The organism is Flavobacterium zhairuonense (assembly GCF_004352915.1).
Classification (GTDB): domain Bacteria; phylum Bacteroidota; class Bacteroidia; order Flavobacteriales; family Flavobacteriaceae; genus Flavobacterium; species Flavobacterium zhairuonense.
Map to the genome: position 1 here is coordinate 384,885 of NZ_SJSY01000076.1, position 9,668 is coordinate 394,552.

8 protein-coding genes are annotated in these 9,668 nt (G+C 34.3%); all 8 read right to left on the reverse strand.

Translation table 11 applies throughout. The features are described from left to right. Position 1: 1 nt before the first annotated feature. Positions 2-823 (reverse strand): hypothetical protein, encoded by an 822-nt coding sequence (locus tag EYY60_RS20715; protein ID WP_132991177.1) that lies wholly within the window; start codon positions 821-823, stop codon positions 2-4. Between the two features lies 1 nt (position 824). Continuing rightward, positions 825-2,039, reverse strand: a complete 1,215-nt coding sequence (locus tag EYY60_RS20720) for a YaiO family outer membrane beta-barrel protein (protein WP_132991178.1) — start codon at positions 2,037-2,039, stop codon at positions 825-827. Beyond that, on the reverse strand, positions 2,039-2,404 hold the full coding sequence (locus EYY60_RS20725; protein WP_132991179.1) for a response regulator transcription factor: 366 nt from the start codon (positions 2,402-2,404) through the stop codon (positions 2,039-2,041). Before EYY60_RS20725 ends, EYY60_RS20720 begins: the two co-directional genes overlap by 1 nt. A 74-nt stretch (positions 2,405-2,478) precedes the next feature. Further along, positions 2,479-4,464 (reverse strand): GAF domain-containing hybrid sensor histidine kinase/response regulator, encoded by a 1,986-nt coding sequence (locus tag EYY60_RS20730; RefSeq protein ID WP_132991180.1) that lies wholly within the window; start codon positions 4,462-4,464, stop codon positions 2,479-2,481. Positions 4,465-4,812: 348 nt separating this feature from the next. Next, positions 4,813-6,231: a TolC family protein gene (locus tag EYY60_RS20735; RefSeq protein WP_132991181.1), complete on the reverse strand. Its 1,419-nt coding sequence runs from the start codon at positions 6,229-6,231 to the stop codon at positions 4,813-4,815. Next, entirely contained in the window at positions 6,212-7,567 is a 1,356-nt protein-coding gene (locus EYY60_RS20740) for an HlyD family secretion protein (protein WP_132991182.1), read from the reverse strand. Before EYY60_RS20740 ends, EYY60_RS20735 begins: the two co-directional genes overlap by 20 nt. 2 nt (positions 7,568-7,569) lie before the next feature. Next, positions 7,570-9,225 carry a peptidase domain-containing ABC transporter gene (locus EYY60_RS20745; RefSeq protein WP_132991183.1) on the reverse strand — a complete coding sequence of 552 codons (1,656 nt, stop codon included), beginning with the start codon at positions 9,223-9,225 and terminating at the stop codon, positions 7,570-7,572. Positions 9,226-9,325: 100 nt separating this feature from the next. Further along, entirely contained in the window at positions 9,326-9,661 is a 336-nt protein-coding gene (locus EYY60_RS20750; protein ID WP_235832371.1) for a hypothetical protein, read from the reverse strand. Positions 9,662-9,668: the final 7 nt, after the last annotated feature.

Sequence of the window (9,668 nt, forward strand, 5' to 3'; positions counted from 1 at the left end):
ATTATACGGTTAAAGTCTGCAATACATTTTGCGCTTCATATTTAATTAAAGTATTTGGCGCTCGATCTACTAATTCTGCCACATAAGGAACTTTTTGAGTAAGCTTCAACTCTTTAATTAGTTTTAATCCAAGAGTGATTACGGTTGTATTTTTTGATTCCAATAAAAGTTCCACTCCTTTTGTATCGCCTATATCATGCTTTTTAAAAGCTCCAATTATATTCAACTGTGTCCAATCATCAATAGGATCAGGATGTTCCGTCAAATGAACAATGCCTTTTGTTCCCGCTAATTTGATACAAGCATTAATTGCGACGATTTTTAAAGTCTTTTTTCGAGCTTTCGAAAATATTATAATATTTTCAAATGCATCGTTAATATTAAACTCAGCAAGCTCTGTAATTCCTTTGCATTTTACTTCCCATCTGAAGTTTCGAAGTTTTTTAAATGAATCATTTATCAAACCCGAATCTTTATAAAGCTGTTCTAGTTTTTGAGCATAAACGCCATCATAATTTTTGTGCAGATTTAGGATTGTTTCCATCACAACTTCTCTAAAAAATGCATTATTTAAAAACAAGTCCAAGCTTCGTTCTTTCTGAATTGAGGCAAACGTCTTGTCTTCAAAAACCACTGCAGCCATCAATTCTTCAATTGCTGCACTGTATTCAATTCTAAGTCTTTCCCTTTTAATGTTTTTATTTCGGCTCCAAATAATGACTACATACAACAAAAATGAGGCTCCAACAAATACGTATATTGAAAAAATCAAAAATGGCACGACCCAATCTCCCTTTTCATATAGTTCCCAAATTTTTTCCATATTAAAAACGTTTCGTAACGATTAGCTGCAGATTAAACCTGTTTCTATATTCTCCTGGAGTGTATTCCTCACGTTCATAAAGAAAAATTGGGCGAACAAAAAAAGAATCACCAAAACGATGCTGGTATTGCAATCCAACTCTAAAAGCTTCTAATGGTTGTGTAAAGCCGTTATAAAGATACAAGTACGGAACTGTTCCGTATTGAAGTTCCAGCCTTATAATGCTTTCATTTTCTTCATTAGTTTTCTGCAAACTCAAAACATGCGAAAACAATGAATTTCCTGTATCGTAATACGGTCTGTATGCCAATGTATAACTTCCTGAATTGTATGCAACTTGCCCTGTAAGCAACGTAATATCATCGCTTTCAAAATGCATAAATCGGGCCCCAAATGCGAAATCAAATTTTTTAACTGGTGCAAAATAATATTCTAAACCAGCCTTTCCAACGGGAAATAGCGTTTCTCCTGTTGAAAGTCCAGCATTGGCGTATAAATAACTTTTGTTGGAAAAGGTTTGATAAAAATCAGTTTCAAAAAGCATTTGTGTATCATTGCTGGTATTTCCAATATTTGCGCGACCCACAATTGCCGATTTGCTGAATTTATGCGAATATTCAACATACCCATAATGCAAAGGTGATTGGCCTGGCTCTGAAGTAGAAATATTAAGATAAGACGCTGCAATTGCATTTTTTGCTTTTTTTCCAATCAGTGTTCGAATGCTTCTAAATGGCTGTGTGCTATTATCTGCAATTGAGGCTTTTTCAATAAGTTCCAACGCCTCTTGATCGCGGTTTAGCTTTTCAAGACAAGTTGCTTTTGTTTTTATAACTTCTGTAGATTTAGGCTCGATTTCCAAATATTTATCGCAATATGAAATACATTTTTCATATTGTTCTGACCAGAAATACGTATTGATAATCGCCAAAAGAGCATCCGGATTTGGTTTTGTCCTATCAGCCATTGGAGCCAATATTTTTATTGATGTGGAATACTCCTTTTTCCAACTATAAATTCGGCCTGTATAAACCTGAATATCTTCGTTTTCAGGAAATTTTGCAAGTAAAGGCTCAATTAATGATAAGGCTTTATCGAAATTATTCTTCTCTGTTTCTTGTTTTACTTGAGCCAAAACTGCATCGATATTTACTTCTTGCCCAAAACAAATAGAAGAAACAAACAACAAAACAATTGAATAATATAGAAATTTCATTAAGCTTTGATTTTTAACAACTTATTAATTCGCACTAAAAGAACTGCAGGACTGATTGGCTTTGCAATAAATTCATTTGCACCAATATCAAAAGAATCCAGTTCAGTTTGTTCAACACCTGAAGAAGTAAGTATTATGATAGGAACTTCTGAATTAATAGTTTCCCTCACATACTGCGTAATTTCCATTCCGCTTATGCCAGGCATATTAATATCGGTTAAAATCAAGTCGTAATTGTTTTTTTCGATGGCTTCAAGCGCATCTTTTCCGTCAGAAAACTGCTCAACAGCAAATCCTTTGGACTCTAGGAAAAATGATAATGATTTGCGTAGGATATCATTATCTTCGGCTAAAATGATTCTCATTGTTATTATAATTTGAGGCAAAAATGCTATTTATGTTAGGCGTATATGTAAAGCTAAGGCTTATTTTTTTTTTATCAAAGCTCCTTCAAGATTTTAACGGTCTCATCTATACCACAATGCAAAATGTTTATTTTATCAGCACTTTCAGAGGTAAATTGATTTTTTGAAGCTTCTTCTTCAATAATTGACAAACAATTTGTGAGATCAGAAAGCATAAAAATATCTAAGCTTGATTTCATATTATGTGCCAGTTTCTTTGCCACATCATACTCCTCATTCTTAAATGCTTCTTCAAGCTGTGCTGTCTGACTAGGGATTTTTTCTATAAAAAGATCAATCATTTCTTTTCTAAAATCAGGATTGCCACAAGCCATTTCGTCTAAAATAGAAAAATCAATTACCCTTCTTCTTCCATGATCAGCATCTTCGTTCATAACGGTTTTTATAGCTTTTAAAAGCACCGCTTGCTTAAAAGGTTTTGGTACATAAGCATTCATTCCAACTTTATAACAACGTTCCTGTTCTCCAACAAGAGAATGCGCAGTCATGGCAATAATCGGAATTTCTAACTTCATTTCGTTTCTGATGTATTCCGTTGTCTGATAACCATCTTTAATTGGCATTTGAAGGTCCATCAAAACTAAATCGTATTTGTTCTTCGATAAAAGTTCGATGCCTTCTTCCCCATTTTCGGCGATATCTATTTCAAAACCAAAATTTTGCACCACACTTTTTGCTAATTTTTGGTTCAGAACATTGTCTTCGCAAAGCAAAATTTTCAGGTTTCCAAGATCATTCTTTGAAATGGTTTTAACGGTCTCAAGTTTTTCAGTCGCTTTTTTATAAGAAAGAACAAAAGAAAATTCTGAACCTCGTCCTTCTTTGCTTTTTACTTGAATTTCAGATTTTTGAAGTTCAACCAATTGTTTTACGATATTTAATCCGAGTCCAGTTCCACCGAATTTTCGCGTTGTACTTTCCTCTGCTTGTGTAAAACGTTCAAAAATAGTTTTGAGTTTGTCTTCTGGAATTCCGATTCCGGTGTCTTTCACAGAAAATCGAAGTGAATAATGATCTTCTGTTTCATCAACCTTTTTAACAGAAACCGTGACATCACCTTCAACAGTAAATTTCAATGCATTTCCGATAAGGTTTACTAAAATCTGATTTAACCTTCCTTGATCGCCAATAACCATATCAGGCATATCGGCATCTAAAAAGAGATTGAATTCTACGTCTTTATGCGCTTTTACTTTTAATAAATTATAAACATGTTTAAGTGTTTTTTTCAGATTGAAAGGCTCCGAATCAATAGTTAAATTCCCTGATTCAATTTTAGAAAGGTCCAAAATATCATTTACAATCAAAAGCAGATTTTCGCCCGCAATTTGAACGCTATCAATATAATCGTGCTGTGTTTCATCAAGCTCAGTTTGCGATAAAAGATCTGTAAAACCAATTATGGCGTTTAATGGCGTACGAATTTCGTGGCTCATATTGGCCAAAAAACTGTCTTTTGCCAAAACTGCACGTTCTGCAATTTTTTTCTGAGCAGCCAACTCAATATTTTTAGTCTGAACTTCCAGTTGATTTATAACGTGTTTTGCAATAATCGAAAGTGCATTTCGTTGATTTTCATCCAATTTCTTGGTAACATGATCTATGGCGCAAATGGTTCCGATATTAAAGCCGTCTGGTGTTGTCAAGGGAACTCCAGCATAAAATCTTACTTTAAAACCTCCGGTAACATTAGGATCATCTTTAAAACGGTCGTTCAAAAATGTGTCATTAATTTCGACCATTTTTGACTCCATAATCGTGTATTTGCAAAAACTGATATCGCGTGGCACTTCAGAAACCCCTATTCCGATTTCAGATTTAAACCATTGTCTGCTTTCATCAATAAAAGAAATATGGGCAATTGGCACACCGCAAATATAAGAAACAAGCTTTGTGGCATCGTCAAAAGCATGATCTGGAAGTGTGTCTAATATATTATAACGTTTTAAGGCTGCTAAACGTTCAAATTCGTTTTCTGGAATTGGATTTTCTGTACTCATTAATTTAAGTGGTAAAGCGCATAAAGTTAAAGTATTTCGACCAAGAATTTTAGTCTATTTTGTATTTAATATGTTTTTTTATTTAAAATTTAAAATTAATTTAAACACATAGAAACATAGATTTTACCTGCATATAAGGAGCTAAAAAAAAGAAACTAGTTTCTAACACATAGCCAACTATGTTTATTTTAAATAAGTGAAACGCCTTTTTTTTTAACGCTCTAAATCTATGTTTCTATGTGTTAGAATTAATTGCACCAAGTAGCCCAAAAACAAAAACAGCAGTAAAAAATAATTACTGCTGTTTTCTCCTAATATAACCAACAACTAAGCGAACAAATAAGTTTTTTAATCTGGATTTGCCAGTATTTTATACAATTCGGCATTTGACATGTAAAACTGATTTTCAATGCTGATTTGAGACAGTTTTGCGCTCACTAAGTTATTCTCTCTCGAATTAATCAAGAAAATGGAGCTTTCGCCAAATGAAAACAGTTTTTCTTCTGAATTCAACATTGTAATGTAATCTTTTACCAGATTATCAATTACCTTTTTTTGTCTTTTTAAAGATGATATTTCAGTTTGCTGTGCTTTAATTTTGTTTTTAAGCTCCAACCTTTGTTGCTCGATATCAAACTGTATATCCTGAATTTTGAATTTTGCCAATTTAAGACTTCCTCTTTCCTTTCTCAAAAAAATCGGAATACTAAAATCGACATTAAATTTGTAATCATCGGCATTGAAAGAGCTCCAATACGAAGGCTCTGAAATATAATTGTAGCCAACATTCAACTTAGGAAGCAATGAATTTGCTTTCAGTTTTCTGTTGATTTCCAACATACCCATCTTCGTTTCCAAAGCCTGAAGTTTTGGATGTGATTCTAAACCTTCAACTTCCACCATCATCGCGTCAGTTTTCAACGTTGTTTCCAATGTCTGAATCAGATTTTCTTCTGGTTTTACATTATCTTCCAGTTCAACCGGAACATTTTCAATCCATAAATAATTGGACAGATATAATTTGGCTTTAGCCAATTTCAAATTTCCATTTTCAACATTCAGTTGTCTGTTTCTTACCGTAATTCCGGCTTCAACACTATCAATTGCTGGCGCGTCGCCTAACTCAATCAACTTTTTTACACCTTCAAAACGTTTGCTTGCAAAGCCTAAATATCGATTGTAAAGCTCAGCTTCGTTATAGCTTTTTCTCCATTCAAAATAGGCCTCGCTTGCTTTGTACAAAACTTCAATTGCTTTTAGTTTTCGTTGTGCATCGCTCAATTTTAACTGCAGTTTTCCTTCCCTAACGTCAGCCATTCTTTGATTGATGAACATTCCTTGTCCTAAAGCCACGTTTATGCCTAGTGAAGTCAAACCCGCTTCTGGAGTTTTATTCTGCGGATTATAATATTGCCCATCAGTATCGTCAAAACCGGCTTTTATCTCAATTCCGTACCAAGTCGGGATTTTGAAACTGCTGTTTAATAACGAATAATATTCTGTTCCTTTAAACTCTTTTTTGCTGTAATCTACTTCAATTTTAGGATCGAATCCACCACGGGCCACCATCAGCGCTGCTTGTGCATTGCTTATTTCAAGGTTCGCTTGTTTTACCAGCGGATGGTATTTTTTGACATATCCTAAAAATTCGCTGTAACTTAATTCCTCTTTATTAAAATCCTGGCTATACGAAATCGAAAAACAGAATAAAAACAAAAGAGAAAATAGTCTTGCAACGTATTTCAATTTATTTTTTGTCCTTTTCATATTTTGCCTCCTTTACATCTGACTTATAATAATTTGGTGGGAAACCATTTAAATTTCGCCATATTTCATACCAAACCGAAACCGTTTCGAGCAAAGCAATACTTTGTGCTCCTGCTCCAATGCTCAATTCTTTTGGCCATTTATTATCTGGGCCATCTGGAGAAATAAGCACTCTGTATTTTCCATTAGAACTGATGAAATTTTCGATTGCTACAATTCTTCCTCCATAAGTCCCGTATGATAATCCCGGCCATCCAGAAAATACAATTCTTGGCCATCCGTCAAACCAAACTCTAACTTTTGCACCGCGATGTACTAACGGAAGATCGATTGGGTCAACATAAGTTTCTACCGCAATATCATAACTAGATGGCATAATGCTCACAATTGGAGTTCCTTCTTTAATCGTTTCTCCAAGACCTGCCAATAAAGCACGGTTTACGTAGCCACTTTGTGGCGCTGTAATGTAATATAGTCCGTTTCTAAGTCGGTAATTCGTATATTGATTTTCCAATTTATTCACTTGAGCTTCTGTGTCATATTGCGTGCTTAAAGCAGTGAATTTATCGCTTCTTGATTTCGAAATTTTCTCAGCATATTCTGCAGTAATTCGGTTAATTTCAACTCTTGCGTTTATTAATTCGTTTTTGCTGCTTAAAAGCTTGTTTTGTTGCGTAATGATATAAGCCTCAGATTCCTGAAGTTTTAGTCTTTTTTGCTCAACATCTGTAAGCGGTTTTAAACCTTCTTTATTTAAAGCCGTGGAACGATCAAATTGTGTTTTAGCGATTCTCAATTGTGTTTTGACTGCTTCCAAATCCATACTGTCGCTTTTGATTTTCAATTGCGATTGTCTTATCTTATTTTGTGCTTGTTGCAATTTCAGTTCTCTTTCTGTGTTAAGCGATTTTGCCTGAACTTCAAGAGAATTTACTTTATCGCCATATGATTCAACTGCCATTTTTTTAGCATCAACCTGCTGCTTTGTATTGCCAACAAGATTTGGATCCAAGTAATCTTCTTTTACCTCAGAAATAAAAACAATTGTATCGCCTTTTTTAACATAATCACCTTCCTGCACGTACCATTTTTCGATTCTTCCAGCAATTGCATTGTGAACTGTTTGTGGACGTTGATCTGGCTTTAATGTTGTAACCGAACCACTTCCTGAGATATTCTGCGTCCAAGGAAGAAACAGACAGCCAAAGGCAAACAATAAAAATCCGATGATGACTCTGTTTAAAATTTTATAATGAGGTCTTCGGGCAACGTTTGTAATAGAGTTATATTTTCCCGGAGTTATAAGTATATTATTATCTTTTGATATATTGAGCATGATTATAGCTTTATGTCGTTAATGATTTTTCCGTCGTCAATGGTTATCATACGATCGCATTTGTTCTTCCAAATATCATTTTTAGAAGTTACGATTACCGTCCAGTCATTTTCTTTAGAAAGTAAAAAATCAACAATTTTTCCTGACGTCAATTCGTCCATTTTATCAACAGGATCTTCTAGGAATAAAATATTAGGTTTATGAACAATGCTTCGCGCAAGCAATATTTTCTGAATATCTGAAGCCGAAAGTTCATGTCCGCCAGGATGAACTTGGTGTTCTAATCCGTTAGGGAATGTTTTAATATCTGGCGTCAAACCAACACTGTCCAAAGCCCATTTTAAATCGTCATTATTTAATTCTTCATTTCCAAAAAGAATATTCTCTCTGATTGTACCGGCAAAAAGTGTATCGCCTTGCAAGTACGTTCCTGCCTGTGCTCTGTAGCTGTCTTCGTCAAGTCGGTTCATGAAAGTATCTGTCACATACAAAGCACCGCTTTCTGGCTCCAATAAACCCGCAAGCAATCGCAATAAGGTACTTTTTCCAGCTCCGTTTGTTCCTCGCAAGATTATCTTTTCGCCTTGATTTATTTTCAGATTGATGTTTTTAAGAGACTTTTTATTATGATCTGGATAGTTATAAGCCACACTTTCAGTTTCGATTGTGATTCCAGCTTCATTTACAGTTGATTTTTCAGGAATGCACGAAATTTCCATATCCGTTACTTGGCCGATTTTTTCGACAGATGTCAATACATCATAAAAAGATTCAAGTCCGAAAATGATTTTCTCTACCGAATTGATCAGTAATACAATTACAATTTCAGCAGCTACAAACTGCCCAATGTTCATTTGATGGTGAATTACCAGAAAACCACCAATAGACAATAAGGCAGCTGTAACAATTACTTTAAAAATAGTAAGCTGAATATATTGTTTTTTCATTACCTGAAAGTGCTTTTCACGATTATCGACATATTTCGTTACATAACCGTCATTGCGTTTCAGCGCATATTCGAAACCGCCTTTTTTTCGGAAGCTTTCGCGGTTTCTTGCAATTTCTTGAAGCCAAGCCGCAACTTTATATTTGAATTTTGATTCGTTAAGACTCGTTTCAAGACCATCTTTATAAGAAAATTTAAAGATGATGTACAAAATAGCAATAAACAAAAGTCCGATTACCATAAAGAAAGAATGATACAAAACCAATAAAATGATTCCAAGTCCAACTTGTAGAAAAGCAGTGCAAAAATCCAGTAGCAATTTTGCCGTTCCTTTTTGAACCATCAGCGTATCGAAAAATCGATTTGCTTTTTCAGGAGCGTATTCAGAATACATTTCTTTGAATTTAATCAAAGGCATTCTGTAAGCGAATTCAAACGATGAACGCACAAAAATTCGCTGTTGCAGATTTTCGACAATTCGAAGCTGTAGAATGGTCAAAACGCCGCCAAAACCCACTCCGATTGTTACCAGAATTACTAAAACGATCCAAGAAACACTTACTTGTCCGCTTTGAATAAAATTGATAATAGCCTGTATTCCCAAAGGAAGCGAAAGGTTGACTAAACCGGCAAATGCCGCATAAAATATAATTTGATACACATCGCGCTTATCAAGCGTGAGTAAATTGTAAAAACGTTTAAAAGGTGTCATGAATTTACGTCTAAATATTACATTAACAGATAATTATTAACATACGAAAAAACTGATACTATGGATTTAGCACGTGTTTTTTGTATTAGGAAACTACTATTTATGCAATATTTTGAGGAGGTCGCAAATGAATTTTGCCATGAAATCCGAAAGAAAAAATTGGATTATTGATGTAGTTTTTACCTTTGGCGTTAACCTGAAAATATAGATTAGCCATTGAAGAATCTAAAGGCATGATATATTCTAGTAAAGGGATTCCCTTTGCCAACTTAGTAGTTTTGGTTTCTTTGTTCTCATAATCATCCAATTCTTCTGGGATCCCGTCACATTTGAAGATTTTTTTCAAGAAATTGCATGTCATTCCTTTAACAGAATGTTGTTCGGTATTGTTATTTACAATTCTAGCAAATGTTCCAGAAAAGTTAATACTGTTCATTAAAAAA

Bases quoted from the DNA above. Each gene is read 5' to 3' on its own strand.
- EYY60_RS20720 (WP_132991178.1), bottom strand. From the start codon at position 2,039: ATGAAATTTCTATATTATTCAATTGTTTTGTTGTTTGTTTCTTCTATT.
- EYY60_RS20725 (WP_132991179.1), bottom strand. From the start codon at position 2,404: ATGAGAATCATTTTAGCCGAAGATAATGATATCCTACGCAAATCATTA.
- EYY60_RS20730 (WP_132991180.1), bottom strand. From the start codon at position 4,464: ATGAGTACAGAAAATCCAATTCCAGAAAACGAATTTGAACGTTTAGCA.
- EYY60_RS20715 (WP_132991177.1), bottom strand. From the start codon at position 823: ATGGAAAAAATTTGGGAACTATATGAAAAGGGAGATTGGGTCGTGCCA.
- EYY60_RS20745 (WP_132991183.1), bottom strand. From the start codon at position 9,225: ATGACACCTTTTAAACGTTTTTACAATTTACTCACGCTTGATAAGCGC.
- EYY60_RS20750 (WP_235832371.1), bottom strand. From the start codon at position 9,661: ATGAACAGTATTAACTTTTCTGGAACATTTGCTAGAATTGTAAATAAC.
- EYY60_RS20735 (WP_132991181.1), bottom strand. From the start codon at position 6,231: ATGAAAAGGACAAAAAATAAATTGAAATACGTTGCAAGACTATTTTCT.
- EYY60_RS20740 (WP_132991182.1), bottom strand. From the start codon at position 7,567: ATGCTCAATATATCAAAAGATAATAATATACTTATAACTCCGGGAAAA.